14 protein-coding genes are annotated in these 15,967 nt (G+C 43.5%); 7 read left to right on the top strand and 7 right to left on the bottom strand.

All coding sequences use genetic code 11. The features are described 5' to 3' along the window. The first annotated feature begins 168 nt into the window (after positions 1 to 168). Complete coding sequence (locus FKZ59_RS08390; protein WP_141602310.1) at positions 169 to 1,602, top strand: MFS transporter; 1,434 nt, start codon at positions 169 to 171, stop codon at positions 1,600 to 1,602. Between the two features lie 208 nt (positions 1,603 to 1,810). Here FKZ59_RS08390 and FKZ59_RS08385 read toward each other — a convergent pair whose 3' ends face one another. The 5 genes from FKZ59_RS08385 to FKZ59_RS08365 are packed head-to-tail and all read right to left on the bottom strand — an operon-like array spanning position 1,811 to position 5,770. Further along, complete coding sequence (locus FKZ59_RS08385) at positions 1,811 to 2,602, bottom strand: FAD synthetase family protein (protein ID WP_141602309.1); 792 nt, start codon at positions 2,600 to 2,602, stop codon at positions 1,811 to 1,813. After that, positions 2,599 to 3,609: a 4-hydroxy-2-oxovalerate aldolase gene (gene dmpG, locus FKZ59_RS08380; RefSeq protein ID WP_141602308.1), complete on the bottom strand. Its 1,011-nt coding sequence runs from the start codon at positions 3,607 to 3,609 to the stop codon at positions 2,599 to 2,601. Before dmpG ends, FKZ59_RS08385 begins: the two co-directional genes overlap by 4 nt. Beyond that, a complete protein-coding gene (locus tag FKZ59_RS08375; protein ID WP_141602307.1) occupies positions 3,606 to 4,490 on the bottom strand; it encodes an acetaldehyde dehydrogenase (acetylating) in 885 nt (294 codons plus the stop codon). The genes dmpG and FKZ59_RS08375 overlap by 4 nt, the downstream gene beginning before the upstream one ends. After that, on the bottom strand, positions 4,487 to 5,281 hold the full coding sequence (locus FKZ59_RS08370; protein ID WP_141602306.1) for a 2-keto-4-pentenoate hydratase: 795 nt from the start codon (positions 5,279 to 5,281) through the stop codon (positions 4,487 to 4,489). Before FKZ59_RS08370 ends, FKZ59_RS08375 begins: the two co-directional genes overlap by 4 nt. Positions 5,282 to 5,296: 15 nt before the next feature. After that, entirely contained in the window at positions 5,297 to 5,770 is a 474-nt protein-coding gene (locus tag FKZ59_RS08365; protein WP_141602305.1) for a flavin reductase family protein, read from the bottom strand. Between the two features lie 461 nt (positions 5,771 to 6,231). Between FKZ59_RS08365 and FKZ59_RS08360 the strand changes: the two genes are divergently transcribed. Next, positions 6,232 to 7,524 (top strand): MFS transporter, encoded by a 1,293-nt coding sequence (locus FKZ59_RS08360; RefSeq protein ID WP_181733236.1) that lies wholly within the window; start codon positions 6,232 to 6,234, stop codon positions 7,522 to 7,524. Between the two features lie 92 nt (positions 7,525 to 7,616). Here the strand turns inward: FKZ59_RS08360 and FKZ59_RS08355 are convergent, their stop codons facing one another. Further along, the gene (locus FKZ59_RS08355) at positions 7,617 to 9,425 is read right to left on the bottom strand and encodes a V4R domain-containing protein (RefSeq protein ID WP_141602303.1); all 1,809 of its coding nucleotides are present in this window, start codon (positions 9,423 to 9,425) and stop codon (positions 7,617 to 7,619) included. Positions 9,426 to 9,603: 178 nt separating this feature from the next. Here FKZ59_RS08355 and FKZ59_RS08350 point away from each other — a divergent pair, with 178 nt between their 5' ends. The 4 genes from FKZ59_RS08350 to FKZ59_RS08335 all read left to right on the top strand — a co-directional run bounded on the left by FKZ59_RS08350 (position 9,604) and on the right by FKZ59_RS08335 (position 13,883). Continuing rightward, positions 9,604 to 10,500, top strand: coding sequence for an alpha/beta fold hydrolase (locus FKZ59_RS08350; RefSeq protein ID WP_181733235.1), 897 nt, complete (start codon positions 9,604 to 9,606; stop codon positions 10,498 to 10,500). 24 nt (positions 10,501 to 10,524) lie between these two features. After that, a complete protein-coding gene (locus FKZ59_RS08345; protein ID WP_141602301.1) occupies positions 10,525 to 11,694 on the top strand; it encodes an acyl-CoA dehydrogenase family protein in 1,170 nt (389 codons plus the stop codon). Positions 11,695 to 11,759: 65 nt separating this feature from the next. After that, positions 11,760 to 12,743 (top strand): VOC family protein, encoded by a 984-nt coding sequence (locus FKZ59_RS08340; protein ID WP_141602300.1) that lies wholly within the window; start codon positions 11,760 to 11,762, stop codon positions 12,741 to 12,743. Between the two features lie 78 nt (positions 12,744 to 12,821). Beyond that, on the top strand, positions 12,822 to 13,883 hold the full coding sequence (locus FKZ59_RS08335; protein ID WP_141602299.1) for an AbrB family transcriptional regulator: 1,062 nt from the start codon (positions 12,822 to 12,824) through the stop codon (positions 13,881 to 13,883). A 182-nt stretch (positions 13,884 to 14,065) separates the two neighbouring features. On the opposite strand, the gene FKZ59_RS08330 is transcribed toward FKZ59_RS08335, so the two are convergent. Beyond that, entirely contained in the window at positions 14,066 to 14,590 is a 525-nt protein-coding gene (locus FKZ59_RS08330; protein ID WP_141602298.1) for an antibiotic biosynthesis monooxygenase family protein, read from the bottom strand. Between the two features lie 309 nt (positions 14,591 to 14,899). Here FKZ59_RS08330 and hemE point away from each other — a divergent pair, with 309 nt between their 5' ends. Next, positions 14,900 to 15,955: a uroporphyrinogen decarboxylase gene (hemE, locus tag FKZ59_RS08325; RefSeq protein ID WP_141602297.1), complete on the top strand. Its 1,056-nt coding sequence runs from the start codon at positions 14,900 to 14,902 to the stop codon at positions 15,953 to 15,955. Positions 15,956 to 15,967 lie beyond the last annotated feature (12 nt).

Genomic DNA, 15,967 nt, shown 5'->3' with positions numbered 1-15,967 from the left:
TTCTCCTTAATGCCGCTTTGTTTCCCTCTTTGCAAATCCATCATTTGATTAGAATGATCCCGGTAAATATTAAGGAAATGATGAGATGGCAAATCCTTTGAACCTGCCGAATATATCCGTTTTTTCAGCATAAGTATTATTAATACTTTTGCTTATGGAGGGTTCCAAATGAATGACAAAAATGTCATGAGGAAAGTTTGGATCGCCAGTTTGGTAGGCAGTTCGATTGAATGGTTCGATTACTTCCTGTACGGCACGGTGGCAGGGCTTGTATTTTATAAGGTATTCTTCGTAGCGGATGATCCGACGGTCGGATTATTGCTGTCATACGCTTCCCTTGCGCTTGCATTTATCATTCGGCCATTTGGAGGCATCATTTTTGGATATATAGGCGATAAAATCGGGAGAAAACGGACGCTTGTCTTAACATTGTCCATCATGGGAATTGCAACGGTATTGATGGGGCTTTTGCCTACATATCAAGCCATTGGGGTGGCGGCACCGATTATTTTAATTATTTTGCGATTGGTGCAAGGGCTTGGAATCGGAGGCGAGTGGGGAGGGGCTGTCCTGCTTGCCGTAGAATATGCTCCAAAAGAAAAAAGGGGATTTTATGGGGCTTTTCCGCAAATGGGTGTCACAATCGGACTGTTTTTGGGGTCAGGTGCGTTGTCTTTCATCACAGCCGTTGTGTCTCCTGAAAGTTTTATCGCTTGGGGATGGCGCATACCTTTTATTTTAAGTGTGTTGTTGGTCATTTTTGGACTTTGGATCCGCAAAGGATTGGATGAGACCCCGTCTTTTATAAAAATGCGGGAAGCCGGGGAAATTTCCAAACTGCCTTTTGTGGAAATCTTTAGAAATCAATGGAAGGAAGTCATCATTGCGGTTGGAGGAAAAGTTGTCGAAACGGCGCCGTTTTATATTTTTTCCACTTTTATTGTTTCCTATGGGACGAATCATTTAGGCTTCACAAGTTCGCAAGTGCTGATTTCCATAATGATTGCCACCATCGTAACAACCCTATTGATGCCGATTATGGGCAGATTATCCGATAAAATCGGCAGAAAGAATGTTTATATTTCCGGAGTAAACGGGATTATATTATTTGCCTTTCCGTATTTTTGGCTGCTGGAGCAAAGAACGTTCATAACACTTCTCATTGCTACAGTATTGGGATTAGGGGTTATCTGGTCTCCGATTACGGCAGTGCTGGGGACGATGTTTTCCGAAATTTTCGATGCAAGGGTCCGATATACAGGAGTTTCGTTGGGATATCAAATCGGCGCGGCTGTTGCGGGAGGAACGGCTCCATTGATCGCAACATGGTTATTGGTTCAGTTTAATAACTCTTATGTTCCCGTTGCATTATATATCATTTTGACGGCAATCATTTCTTTAATTGCTGTAATCACTGTGAGAGATAAAAGCAACCAGGAGCTGGGGGAGTTTAACAAGCCGAATAATGAGGTTGAAAAGGAATTGAAAAACATCCTTAATAGATGGAGAAAGTTAATCTCAAATTCTCCAAAGAAAAAATCGCCGCAGATGAGAGCAGCGAATGATGATGGTACGTCCAAAAAAAGTATAAGGGGAATGTGAATCAGAAACCGGCGGAAAAACCGCTTTTGGGGGAAGATGAAGAAGCAAAAACTGTTTCAAGTCCGTTTTGCTTCTTTTGTGACTGGAAGTTGCAAAGGCTTCCATAAAAAAGCTTTGGAACATTATATATAATAGGAAAAGATTAATTTTTGCGAAAAGCTGACTCGGAGATTGGGTCAGCTTTGATTGTGTTTCGGTCAGAAACCGACTAAAAATTGCTGGGGATGCTTTCAAATCGATCATAACTGTCAAGCCATTTTATCGTAAGCAAACTTGGCAATTTAGTCGTTTCATAATGGATTTGTATATATTTTTTGCATTTTACGGTCGCCAAACATTCAATGCGGTCTTCGATCAATACTTTGTAAGTGCCGACATCCGGCAAAGTATAATAGGGAAGTACGCCGTCTTTTTGGCAATACTTGATTTTATAAAAATCTCCGAGCAAGTATTGAATCTCCCTTATTTTTCGTTCTTTGAGATGTTGCCGTATCAAAGTGGAACTGATTTTCTCGTTTTTCCATTTCAGCTCATTGACCACTGTCAATCCGATATTTTTCTTTGCCGTAAAATCCTCCAATGTTTTCACATTGCCCATCGCTTTTGCCCCATAGGTATAATCGAAGCCGCACACGATTTCCTTTGCATTCAATGCGACAATATATTTCTCCAAGAATTCATCGGGCATCAATCTTGCCAACTCTTTTGTAAAATCTGCCAGGTAAAAAATATCCACACCAAGCCTTTTTAATTTCTCAATTTTTTGCTCAACCGGCTCCAGATACATGACATCTTCCGAAAAGAGCACGCTTTTCGGGTGCTGCGAAAAAGAAAGGACAGCCGTCAATAATCCTTTTTCGTCCGCCTTCTTTTTGGCGCATTGTATCACCTTTTGGTGCCCTAAATGGATGCCGTCAAAATAACCGAGGGCCATGGCCGCCTTTGGGGCGGTCTCCGCAATTTCCTGCAAATTGCCGTGATGGATATGGACTACTTTCATGGCACCACCTCTCTTTTAGATGCCAAATTTTGAGCCACTTCATAGATTAAATCTTCTTGTCCGCCGACAGCTTTCATTTCCCCGACTTTCATTAAAATGTCCCGCTCATCGATGCCGAATTGTTCCGCGGCATTTTGGGCGTGCAATAAAAAGCTTGAGTATACCCCCGCATAACCGAGGATTAAGCTGCTTCCTGTAATTTCCTGCGGCTGTTGCATGAGCGGGGCGATTACGTCATTTGCCGTATCGATCAAATTATACAAGTCGATTCCTGTTTCGTAACCGAGGCGTTCCAACACAGCCGCCATGACTTCCGTTTGCGTGTTGCCTGCCCCTGCTCCCAAGGCCCGCATGCTTCCATCCACGTAAGTGGCGCCGGCTTTAATCGCCGCAATGGTGTTGGCCAATGCCATTGACAGGTTGTTATGCGCATGGAAGCCGATTTCGCATTGCAAGGCCTGCCTCAGGGCGGAGATTCTTTCCGTGACATCTTTTGGCAACATGGCTCCTGCGGAATCCGTGACATAAACGATTTCTGCGCCGTAGCTTTCAAACAGCTTGGCCTGCTCCACTATTTTTTCGACGGGCGCCATATGGCTCATCATTAAAAACCCGACCGTTTTCAGGCCCAAGGAACGGGCCAATTCGATATGTTGCGCCCCGATGTCCGCTTCCGTTACATGGGTCGCAATACGGGCCATTTTCACCCCCAAGCTGGCCGCGCTTTGCAAATCTTCTTTCGTTCCGATTCCCGGCAAGAGCAGGACCGAAACCTGGGAAGTAGTACATTCGGATACGGCCGCTTCAATGAGTTTCAGTTCATCCGTCTTGGAAAGTCCGTATTGCAGGGAAGAGCCACCCAAACCGTCTCCGTGGGACACCTCAAAATAAGGGACTCCCGAAGCGTTCAGGCCTTTAGCGGCAGCACGGACTTGTTCGACCGTAAATGAGTGGCGGACTGAATGGCTGCCATCCCGCAAAGTTACATCGAGAACATTCAATTTCATAGGACGCCCTCCTTTTGCTGCAAATGAAGAGCCATTTCATTGCCCACTTGCACCGCCGCCGCCGTCATGATGTCCAAGTTTCCGGCATAAGCGGGCAAATAGTCTGCAGCGCCGTTTACTTCAATGAAGACCGATACTTTGTTGCCGTCAAAAATCGGTTCGGATTTTAATTGGTAGCCCGGCACGTATTTTTGGACGGTTGCCACCATTTCATGAATGGATTTCGAAATCGCTTCTTCATGTCCCTGTTCTTCCACCAGAACATGGATTGCATCCCGCATGATGATCGGCGGTTCTGCAGGATTTAAAATAATAATGGCTTTTCCTTTTTTTGCCCCACCGACCATTTCGATCGCTTTTGCAGTCGTTCTGGTAAATTCATCGATGTTTGCCCGCGTGCCGGGTCCCGCGCTTTTGCTGGCGATGGTGGCCACAATTTCGGCATAGTCTACCGGGACAACCCGATGAATGGCATGAATGATCGGAATGGTTGCCTGGCCGCCGCATGTCACCATATTGACATTGGGCTGATCGATATGTTCCCTTAAATTGACGGGCGGCACAGTAAAAGGGCCGATTGCCGCCGGTGTCAGATCGATCACTTTCTTATTTGCGGCAGTGAGCAGTTCGCTATGGCGTTTATGGGCGTAAGCGCTCGTCGCATCATAGACGATATCCACCAGATCCAATTGATCCATCAACCCGTCAATTCCGTTAGAAATGGTTTTATACCCGCGTTTTGCAGCGCGCTTTAACCCGTCGGAGTCCGGGTCGATTCCGATCATGACGCTCATTTCCAAATAGGGGCTGCGTTCGATTTTATACATCAAGTCTGTTCCGATATTTCCGGATCCAATGATTCCAACTTTACATTTTTTCATCGATTCACCACTTTCTGCATGATGTTGACCTTTACGTCTCCAAGGGGGCCGAAATCCGCGACAAATTCATCGCCCTGTTCAAACGTCACCGCTTTCGACAATGAACCGGATAAGACAAACATTCCAGGTTCGATGGAAATTCCGTACCTCCCGACTTCGTTTGCAAGCCAGACAACAGCATTCAATGGATTTCCCAAAACGGCAGAGCTTGAAGCCTGATCAAGGATTTCGCCGTTTTTCCAAACGGTCATTTCGATATTCGAAATATCTTCAATGTCTTCAAGAGAGGTACGTTTTTTTCCGAGAATGGCGCCGGCAGATGAGCCGTTATCCGCGACCGTATCCTCGAATCTTATTTCCCAATTGGCGATGCGGCTGTCGATAATTTCTGCCGACGGAACGACATAATCCGTCGCATCGATGACATCCTGGACAGTCACATCCGGCCCCTGCAATTTTTTCTTAAAAACAAAGGCAATCTCAAATTCGATTTTTGGTTGGATGAAAGGGTGCGCAGGCAAAGGCTGATTTTCATCGTAAATCATGGTATCCAATATAAACCCGTAGTCGGGTGTATAGACATTCAGCATTTCCTGTATCGCTTTGCTTGTTAGGCCGATTTTCAGCCCTTTGATGCGGGCCCCCTCCCGGACTTTCTTTTGAATGAGCGCCAATTGGATGGCGTAAGCGTCTTGTCCGTTCAACTCCTTGTAGGCGCCGGTCAACGGAGGGATCGGCTGTTTTGTCCGTTCCGCCTTGAGCAGCTGTTCCGCAATCAATTGAATATCCATGGGCGACTCTCCTTCTTAAGCTTCCACTGATTTTAATTCCGCCAATTGGCGATACTTTCCGCCAAAGAATAAAAGCGGATCTTTATCTTCAAATCGCAAATCCACAACTTTTCCGACAAACAGTGTGTGGTCGCCTTCAATATGCTCGGACACCACTTCGCATGCGATTTGCGCAATGGCGCCTTTTAATACCGGCTGTTCAGCCAACGCTTCGAATTCCACAACCGCATTCGGCTGTCCGGCAAAGTGGCGGGAATAATGTTCCTGGTCTTCCGCCAAAATGTTGACCGTGTATTTTTTTGATTGTGAGACTTTATTGATGAACTTTGTATTGTGGCCAACCGAGATTAAGACAAGCTTGGGATTTAAAGAAACGGACATAAAGCCGTTTGCCGTCATTCCATGTGTTTCGCCTTCATGATGCGTTAAAAGGACTGTGACGCCTGTGGCGAATTTTCCCATTGCGTTTCTGAATAAACGATCGTCCATTGCAATCCCTCCATTTGTCAATTTTTAATAAATATTAATTTAAGTCCGGAAGAAAAAGCATTATATTTTTTTATTAAAAATTCAGAAAAAATCCATAAAAAAAACCATAAAAAAAATCGGCGGTTTTCGAGATTTCTATTTTTAAAAAATTCAGATTTATCAAAGGTTTTTTGAATATTGACCGAATTTTTTGTGACGAAATTGTGAATGTTCGATGTCCGTGAGTGAGGTACGGTTGAAAAATATTGGTTCTTGTAAAATTTTTTTTTTTTGCATAGAATTCTTTCCAAAGGATTCACGATATTTCAAAAAATTCCCATTTTATTGGAGTTTTGCAGGTTTAAATGGGACTTTTGTTGGGGGTGATGCAAAAACAAAAACTATTAAAACAATAATATTTTTGAAAGCGTTTTAAATTTGGGATGGGGGAAAATCAAAAAAGCAAAGGGGGACCTTCTATCATGCGTTGGATTATTTTAGGTTTTCTATTTCTGATTTCAGTATTGAATTATACTGATAAATCTGTATTGGGACTCGCTGCAGATCCCATCATGAAACAACTTGATCTTTCCTATGACCAGTTTGGTTTTGTGGGAAGTGTTTTCTTTTTTGCATATGCGTTTGGAAGCATTATTATTGGCAGTTTAACTTACCGTTTTCACTCAAAATATCTATTAATTTTTATAGCTATCGGCTGGACTTTATCGATGATACCTGCCTACTTTGTAGAATCGTTGGCCCAATTGGCGATTTTGCGCGCCGTTTTAGGTTTCTTCGAAGGAGGGACCTACGGGGTATGTATCATGCACCTTGCTCGCTGGTTTGCCAGCTTGCAGCGCGGGGCCGCAACTGCGATTATGACATCCGGCACGACGGTTGGCACGTATGTTGCCGCTCCATTAATCGTCTTGGCCATTACCGGTCTAGGATGGCAGCATACTTTTGCTCTTTTAGGTTTGGCGAGTTTGATTTGGGCAACAGCCTTCTTCTTTATCAGAAAAGAACCGAAGGAGCCGATTGTCGAAGAAGTGAAATCCCTGGCTTCCAATCAGGAAGTTCCATTCAGCAAAGTTCTCAAAGTTTTCTTCAATCCATATGTATTGTCAATCCTTTGCGTAGGATTTGTTTCAATGTGGATTACCACTTGGGTGCTTACATGGGCGCCGACATATTTGACAAAAATTGTCGGACTTGAACCATCCACGATGAGTGTCGTGTATGCCGGAATGGGGATTACGGGAGCGTGTTTCGCAATACTTCTTGGAAGATTTACCGATATATTATTTAAAAAGAATAAAAGCCTGATCAAGTCCTATGATCGCGTATTAGTAACGGTATTGATTGTCGGCGCGGTTGCCTACGCCGCCACAACATTCGTTACATCGCCGGTTTTGGCCTGCGTTTTCCTTGGAATTGGACTAGTCATGAATACTACTTTGCTGCCGCTCAATACGGCCATTAAGTCCATGATTATTCCGAAAAACCTGGTCGGAACCGTTTCGGGCTTGTCCTTATCCATTTCAAGTATGGCAGGTGTCATTGGGCCATGGGTGACCGGCGCGCTGGTAACACTTGCGGGAGAAAATATCCGTTCAGGGTTTAATACAGGGGTGCTCGTGATTGTAACGCTTTATGTATTTACCGCTGTGGTCTTATTGGCTACTAGAAAGATGAAAATTACGGCAGATGCGAAAGAAAAGGAAAGAGCACTGCAAGTCGCCAACCAGGAGTTGGAAGTAGTACCGGAACAATAAAAATGGGGATATGGGACAAAAAAAACGGACTATAAACACTATTTGAACGGTGTTTATAGTCTTTTTTGACGTTTTTTGTCCGGCAAACCGGTTTAAACGGAGACTTTGTCGAAATGGAGTGTTCCAGATAGGATTAATGCCTGTATGATCAATAAAATATGCGCGGCCGTCGAAGCGTTTTTAAGAGAAATTTGCAGTTTATCCTCAATCTGTTTGATGCGATATTGGATGCCTCCGATCGATAATGCCAGTTCATCCATTGTTTCTTTCAGGCGCTGGTTGTTCAGCAGAAAAACATACAATGTATATAACAATTCCTTTTTGCGGGGATCGTCAAAGTTGTATAAATCTTTCAGCGTTTTTTTCGCCATTTCCTGGATCTGTTCGATGCTCAAGTTATTGACTATATCCCCGAGAATCCCCAAATCATCGTAGTATGTGATCAGTTTCTTGTTTGGGAACCGCTGCGCGATTCTGGCCTCTTTCAGCGACCGTTCAAATTCTTTAAAATTGTTGAATGTGCTGCTGAGTCCGGTTGTATAAATATAATTTTCATTCTGCCTTCCCAAATTTTCCATCAGCAATTCGATTTTCTTTTTCCATCTTTTTTTCTTGTCGTTGTTTTGCGAGATTAAGAGCGCAATTTCTTCGCCGACAATGGAGAAAATGCATGGCAAATCCCATACTTTTGCCAGTTTGGACAGTTGAGTAATCTGATCATGCAAATCGATGATTTCGTTTTGATGTTTCTTCTGCTGGATCTGGATGATCCCTGTTGCATATGGGGGCTGGAATTTGAAAGGCAAAAATTTGTAATATGATTCAATATCCTTGATATTCTGGTGGTGAATCAGACGTTCCAGCAAAGAACTGCGCATCCGCTGCTGCTCTTCGAATTGGGCTTCTTCATACAAAATGCATAATGCCACGACTGTTGAAATGCGGTCCAAAAATAAATAATCGATTTCTTCCACTTCTCTTTGGTCGAAATAGCAGAAAGAACAAGTGGCATAATGTTTTTTCTTAATAAAAACCGGTGTTGTCAATTTCCTGTAATGTTTGCTTTTGTAGTGGCACGCATTATGTTTATTGTCGATTTGCGAAAGTTCGGCTTTTTCGGTTTGGATCAGTTGCTGCTGGCTTTCTGTAAGCCCGATCTGGCTTAGCCGGTTTCCGTGCACATCTTCGATCAAAATAGGGATGTTTAACAATTCGTATGCGGTTTCAATAATTTCGTCCAAAGAATATTTTTCAGTCACCTTTTTTGTAAGCTGGCTTTGGAAGGTTGATATTTTTTCCAACATTTGCTTGTGGTGGAGCAAAGCATCATAAGTCATCTCAAGCTCGGTCAAAATATTGTCGTTCAGGTATAAATCAATTAATTCTTCTTTCTCCTCCAGCCAATCTTTTTCCAGCCGCACCTTAAATTCGCAAACGGGGTCGCCCTTCGCGACGCATTTGTATTCAATGGCAATGATTGATTCGCCAAATTCATATGACAAAGCTCCGCTTGCAAATCCGCAAAGCATATGGCACACGCATTCGTCCGACAATCCATAATTTTTCAGATGTATTTCCGCTTCGATGGATTCCACCCATTGCCCCCACGTATTGATGCATTCCACCTTCCCGTCCGGATGACGCACGATTTCCCCGTGAAAAATAACATCTTTTACGTGGCCCAGCCGGGAGTGTCTTTTGCCTACCTGGCTGTTTGCGTGATTGCTAGCCAAGTATTTTTTTGCCGCTTCCATCCCAAATTCTTTTCCAAATCTGAATAAGAACCCCTTTGTTTTATTGGAACCGATATTATTAATTAAGTTGTTCTTTAGAGTGTAAAACGCCTTGGCCGACATCAATATATTCTTCGTTTCGTCAGTGACAAATGAAACTCCGCTCATAACGTGAACCTCCCCCCAAAGATATAAATTCTCTTTATCTATAGGATACCCTTCATTTTTCAATAAATTTTAAAGATTCTCGCCGCGTTTTCAATAAAAATTAATATATTAATTGAAGTTCACAAAATATATACTCTTCATCAAACGAAAAACTGCAACAGAAACAGGAGGGGTTAAGGTGTCGATTTTTGAGGGGTTTCACAGCAGCTACGTATTAGCAAACGGGGTAAAAACGCATTATTCTTGGGCTGGAACGGAAGGACCGGCAGTCATTTTGCTCCACGGTGCGGGACCCGGGGCATGCGGGGCGGCAGGATGGCGTTTTATGCTGCCGGCTTTGGCGAAAGCCGGTTTTCGTGCATATGCCGTTGACCAATTGTCAATGGGGTTCACGGATACAAGACCCCATGCATGGCCGGTGAATGGACATCAGAGCTTGGTCGATCATGTGCATGATTTCATAGAAGCTTTATGCCTCGACGAAGTTTCCCTTGTAGGAAATTCGCAAGGCGCTTATGTGGCGGCAAAATATGCAATCGACCATCCTGAAAAAGTGAACAAAGTCGTGCTCATTGGAAGCAATACCATCTACCAGGCAATGCAGGAAGTTCCCGAAAGAAAATTGCGGTCTTTCTTTGAAGTCATAGGCTATGACTATACGGAAGAATCTTTGAGAAAGTTTTTGTACCGCAACTCTTCCCCGGACACTCCAATACCCGAAGAGCTGATCCAATTGCGGCATAAAGCTGCAACTCGTCCCGGGGTGAAAGAAGCCAATGATGCTTTTGATGCTTATATAAAGAGAATGAATGAAGAACCAAAGCTTTGGGATCGGTTCTGCATCAAAGATTCGCTGCCAAAGCTCAAAATTCCGGGGCTGTTCATTTGGGGTAAGCAGGACAACATAGCGCCGGTAGAGACGGCTTATAAATTGGAGAAGCTGCTGCTGAATTTCAGATTCGAATATATAGAGAATTGTGGCCATCAAGCCCAAACAGACCAGCCGGAAGTCGTGAACAGGCTTGTGATTGATTTTTTGACGGCGGATAAAAGCCAAGGGGTCACAATTGAATAAATTTGGATTGAAAGGAATGATCAAATGGTAACAGTGGTAGAAAAGAAAGCGCTTTATGACAGCATGATGCAAAAGGCGAAGCGAATCGGCGAAGCTGCCGAGCAGGAAGCGATGGAAGCGGAGCAAAACAGGACAATCTCTCAGCGGGTTGCGGATATTATCCGCGAAGAGAAAATCCACCGCCTGATTTTGCCGAAAGAATTCGGTTATCCGCAACTTGACTGGCGCACCTATGTGGACATGATCAGCACCGTCGGATACTATAATTTATCCGCTGCATGGCTGACGTATTTCTTCTGTCTGCATAATGCCTGGGTTTGTTACTATCCGAAACATATCCGGGATGAAGTGATCAATCAGGGGGGCTTTGTAGCGGACGTTTTTGCTCCGGTCGGAAAAGTGGAACCGGTCGAAGGCGGCTACCTCATTTCCGGAAAATATCATTTTGTAAGCGGCATCAACTATTGTGACTGGGTCGGCGTCGGGGCGATGATGAAATTTGACGACAATGATAAACCTGAACGCGTCGGAATTTTATTGAAAGTGAAAGATTTGAAGATTGTCAAGGATTGGGATTCCCTTGGCCTCAGAGGTACAGGGAGCAATACCATTATTGTCGATAAAGTATTCGTGGAGCCTGACAAAATTTTGCGCTTCAGCAAAATTATCGAGAAAAGCCAGCCACCTTACGATGATTTCGATGAAGATTATCTGTACTTTAACACACCGTTCTATCCGGGATTTTATGTGGGGTTTGCGGCGATGGCCCTCGGCGGAGCACAAAGGGTTCTCGATGAATTTAAAAAGCATACGGTGGGACGCGTACGGTTTTCGGGAGTGAAGGAAAAAGAGTCCCCAACAAGCCAGCGGGTGCTCTCGGAGTTGACGCTTGAATATATTTCCGCCAAATGCTTGATGGAAGAATATATCAAAATGATGGAAGCCGATAAGGGCGGGCCTTATGAAGGAGCCAAGTACAAAGCGATTCGTGCGAAAATCATTGATAAATGTGTCAATATCGGCACGAAGGCGTTGTTGACCCTGGGCGCCCATGCGGTGGTGAAAGGCCATCCGGTTGAATTGTTCACTCGTGATTTAATGACGATCGGAACACACATTACATCTTTATATGAAGATGGAATTATCGGCTACGGAAGACATCTCTTCGGAATAGAAACAAATATTCAAGGTTAATAGTATTTTAAAACACTATTAATATATTGGTAAACATACAAAAAGTAATAATGGGGTGGGAGAAAATGGAGAAATTTGTTGTTTTACCTGAAATTGCAAAATTGGGACATGTTGCTTTAGTATCCGAGAATCTTGAAAAATCCCTATGGTTCTTCCGGGATGTACTGGGACTGGAAGAAACGGAAGAAGTAGATGGTGTCCACTACTTGCGCGCATGGGGGGATTTTGAACACCATACATTGTCCGTCAGAGCCGGCGAAACATCCTATATTGACCATATTGGATGGAGAACAAAAAGGCGTGAGGATGTAGCGACATTTGCCAAAATATTGGAAGATGCAGGAACTGAAGTCCGCTGGATTAAAGCGGGGGAAGAAAGGGGCCAGGGAGAAGCGATCCGTTTTGAATTGCCAAGCGGACACCGGTTTGAACTCTATTATGATATGGAGAAAACACCGGCAGATCCGGAAAGAAAATCCGTTTTGAAAAACCAGACGTATAAGGCCTGGAGAAAAGGCGTATCTCCGCGCCGAATCGACCATATCAATCTCCAAACATCCGTCAATAACCTTGAAGTCGTGAATTTCTTGAGAGAGAAATTGGGATTCAAATTGCGTGAATATTTCGTCAATAAAAACAATGAACAAGTCGCAAGCTGGCTATCGGTGACCCCATTGGTTCATGATGTGGCCATCATGACGACAGACCGTTCGAAAAAACCGAATGAAATGCATCATTTGGCATATTGGTTGGACAACGCGCAAGACTTGCTTCGCGCGGCAGATATTTTAAACGAGGCGGAAATCGAATTTGTGGGCCCCGGCAAACACGGCATTTCCCAAGCGATGTACGTTTATGTAAAAGATCCGGGAAGCGGCTTGAGAATTGAAATTTTCACGAATGGCTATTTGATCTTCGAACCGGATTGGGAGCCGATCAAATGGACTTATGAAGAATACTTGAAATACGGTTCGACTTATTGGGGAGACCGCCGCCGGGATGATGTGGACCGTGAAGCGCAAATTCGGGAATTGATTCAATCAAGATAATGAAAAAAGGCACCAGTATTCATTCTTTGAATACTGGTGTTTCTTGCTAATATCAGATGTTAGTGGGTGATAATATTGATGGCGATGATAAAAGTATTGATGCTATCCATTATTGGCGGCTACATTTTCAGCAAGTTGCACATCCCGATTCCATGGATGCTGGGCCCTATTGTTGTTCTCATCATCACCCAGTTTATCCATAAAGGCGAGTTGAAGTGGCCAAGACAATTGGGCGACTTGGGTGTCGTCATCGTCGGAACGGGCATTGGTCTGCGCTTCAACATTCATTTGTTTGAAAGCGCGGGTTTCATTTTATTATATATGTTTTTATTGAATGTCATTTTGATAGGCGGTGCGGTTGGAATTGCGTATTTGATCAGCAGATTCAGCAAAATGCCGTTAAGGGCCTCCGTGTTGGGAGCCATTCCGGGAGGGCTGAGCCAGACGGTCCTTTTTGCCGAAAGGGAAAACATAGGGGAAGTTGGTTCGATTTTTTATTTTCAGGTTATCCGATTATTGCTGGTGGTCATGATCGTGCCCTTCATCGTGGCCGGCCAGGCGGCTGGTCAGACAGGGGATGCAAAGTTTTCGGTAAGCCTTGTTTTCATAATTGCCATGACATGGGCATTTTCCGTTTTCATGGACCGCATTCATTTTCCAGTAGCCCAATTTATTGCTCCCATTATATTATTAATTGCGCTGCAGCTCGCTACCCCTTTGACAATGCCGCAAATCCCGGGCCTGGTGATGGTCATCGCGCAGCTGTTCATCGGCGCCCAAATCGGTTTAAAGCTGACCCCGGAGAAGGTTCAATTGCCTGTCCGAGTTTTGATAGGCGGCGTGATGAGCGCATTGGCTTTAATCGCTTTGACCTTGGGTTCAAGTTTTATCATGTCGTTTTTAATGGACACCAAGTTTACAACCAGTTTTTTAAGCACAGCTCCGGGCGGAATCGATCAAATGGTTTTATTGGCTGACGCAGTGAATGCGGATATATCGATTGTTTCGTTATTCCAAACCTCCAGGCTGCTCTTCATTTTTATTATCGTCATGCCATTGTTGAAAGCAATTTTCCGTTGGAGAGAGAAAAAAGAGAGAATCTATGAACAGAAAACCAATGTGGAGAAAGTGAATGTATAAGATAAAACGATTTGAAAATAAGGGGAAAAAGCAAAGGTTGATATTCCAAGAAAAATTGGGATTATGCAATGACGGAAAATTTTGAATGGGGAACCAAACAGATGGAAGATGGCGTTTATAAAAAAGCTTTGGAACATAAATGAATGAAATGAAAAAAGCTGATCCGATCCGCGGGTCAGCTTTTATTCATTGTTTTCATGATCCTTCTTTTTCGGCTTCGTGCCGGTATAAGCCGCCATGTATGTTTTGGCGTTGAAAATATTGTCTTTTTTGACACCAAGAGAGAAGTTTTCGAGTTCTTCGGCAAACGGGTTATACTTTTTCCAAATTTCGAAAGAATGTTTATCAAACCATTGCAACAGAATGATATAAGTTTCCGATTTTTTTGGGCGGAGCAGCCGGTATGCCATTAATCCCGACTGATCTTTCAATCTTTTCAACCGTTCTGTCATATTTTTTTCAAAGACCGGCCTGCCCTCGTCGGAAACCGGAATATGGTAGAAAGTGAAGAAACCGGATTGTTCCAGATTATGAAACCCGTCCACCACCTCATATTTCTGTGGTGTTTGGAAAACGGTTTTCTTTTCGGTTTCATGAAGCAAAAGCGTTTCGTTTGCCCCATAAAGAATATACATCGGTTCTTTCTCATATTTCTGGTGCAGTTTTTCCATGAATTGAGGGGTTCCGGTAGTTATATAGAAGTTCATTATTCTTCCTCCTTCGCTTGAAAAGAATCCGGCTTTGCCCTTATGCCTTAATTTTGTCATAAACGGAAAAGAAAGATTGGCTGCTAAAAGGACAATTTTATGACATTTAGCAGAGAAAGCTATACAATTGAGAAGGAACAGTATATGTTGAAAGGGATCAATGATTTAGTAGATTATTTCTTAAGTTATAGTTATTATAATGAATTGTAGCCATTTTTTTCGATGAAAATCTTGCAAAGTAATGAATTGAAATCGATTTCATTGCTCTTTTCGTCAAATGATTATTTTTTGAGGGGAAGGTAAATACAGATGAGGCAAATAAACGACACTCTAATCAGGGCAGCAAAAGGAGAAAGAACGGAATATACGCCTGTTTGGTATATGCGCCAGGCGGGACGTTCCCAGCCGGAGTACCGGAAATTGAAAGAGAAATACAGCTTGGAAGAAATCACGAAACAGCCGGAGCTTTGCGCATATGTGACAAGACTTCCGGTGGAACAATATAACGTCGATGCGGCGATCCTTTATAAAGATATTGTGACGCCTTTGCCTAGCATCGGAGTTGATGTGAAAATACAACAAAGCGTCGGGCCGGTAATATCCAATCCGATTCGAAGCGTGGAAGACGTGGAAAGATTGGGCGAATTTTATCCGAAAGAGCATACGCCATATGTGCTGGAAACGATCCGGATTTTGACGGAAGAACAATTGGATGTTCCATTAATCGGATTTACCGGGGCTCCTTTTACTTTGGCGAGTTACATGATTGAAGGCGGTCCATCCAAAAATTACAGCAAGACAAAATCATTTATGGTTTCCGATCCAAAAGCCTGGTTTAAATTAATGGATAAATTGGCGGATATGATCATTGCTGATATTACGGCACAGGTGGAAGCGGGCGCCAGCGCCATCCAGGTTTTCGACTCCTGGGTAGGAGCCTTGAATGTTGAAGATTACCGGGTATTCATTAAACCTGTTATGACCCGGATTTTTGCGGAATTGCGAAATGAAAATGTTCCATTGATTTTATTTGGTGTGGGTGCAAGCCATTTAATTAAAGAATGGGATGACTTGCCAATTGATGTGATCGGTTTGGATTGGCGCATGCCGATACGGAAAGCGCGTGAAATGGGAATCGAAAAAGCCCTTCAAGGAAACTTGGACCCTGCTATTCTGCTTGCGGACTGGCCTGTCATTGAACGGAGAACAAAAGATATTATTGAACAGGGAATTGAAGTGCCAGGCCACATCTTTAACCTGGGACATGGAATATTCCCTGATGTAAATCCGGAAGTGTTAAAACGGCTTACTGCATTTGTTCATGATTATAGCCGAGAAAGAATTGCAAAACTGACTCATGAATAACAAAAATTATTT

This window comes from Ureibacillus terrenus, from assembly GCF_006569205.1.
GTDB lineage: Bacteria > Bacillota > Bacilli > Bacillales_A > Planococcaceae > Ureibacillus > Ureibacillus terrenus.
The sequence above is the reverse complement of the archived record's forward strand: the minus strand, read 5'-3'. Positions and strand labels throughout refer to the sequence as shown.

Bases quoted from the DNA above. Each gene is read 5' to 3' on its own strand.
- FKZ59_RS08390 (WP_141602310.1), top strand. From the start codon at position 169: ATGAATGACAAAAATGTCATGAGGAAAGTTTGGATCGCCAGTTTGGTA.
- FKZ59_RS08385 (WP_141602309.1), bottom strand. From the start codon at position 2,602: ATGAAAGTAGTCCATATCCATCACGGCAATTTGCAGGAAATTGCGGAG.
- dmpG (WP_141602308.1), bottom strand. From the start codon at position 3,609: ATGAAATTGAATGTTCTCGATGTAACTTTGCGGGATGGCAGCCATTCA.
- FKZ59_RS08375 (WP_141602307.1), bottom strand. From the start codon at position 4,490: ATGAAAAAATGTAAAGTTGGAATCATTGGATCCGGAAATATCGGAACA.
- FKZ59_RS08370 (WP_141602306.1), bottom strand. From the start codon at position 5,281: ATGGATATTCAATTGATTGCGGAACAGCTGCTCAAGGCGGAACGGACA.
- FKZ59_RS08365 (WP_141602305.1), bottom strand. From the start codon at position 5,770: ATGGACGATCGTTTATTCAGAAACGCAATGGGAAAATTCGCCACAGGC.
- FKZ59_RS08360 (WP_181733236.1), top strand. From the start codon at position 6,232: ATGCGTTGGATTATTTTAGGTTTTCTATTTCTGATTTCAGTATTGAAT.
- FKZ59_RS08355 (WP_141602303.1), bottom strand. From the start codon at position 9,425: ATGAGCGGAGTTTCATTTGTCACTGACGAAACGAAGAATATATTGATG.
- FKZ59_RS08345 (WP_141602301.1), top strand. From the start codon at position 10,525: ATGGTAACAGTGGTAGAAAAGAAAGCGCTTTATGACAGCATGATGCAA.
- FKZ59_RS08340 (WP_141602300.1), top strand. From the start codon at position 11,760: ATGGAGAAATTTGTTGTTTTACCTGAAATTGCAAAATTGGGACATGTT.
- FKZ59_RS08335 (WP_141602299.1), top strand. From the start codon at position 12,822: ATGGCGATGATAAAAGTATTGATGCTATCCATTATTGGCGGCTACATT.
- FKZ59_RS08330 (WP_141602298.1), bottom strand. From the start codon at position 14,590: ATGAACTTCTATATAACTACCGGAACCCCTCAATTCATGGAAAAACTG.
- hemE (WP_141602297.1), top strand. From the start codon at position 14,900: ATGAGGCAAATAAACGACACTCTAATCAGGGCAGCAAAAGGAGAAAGA.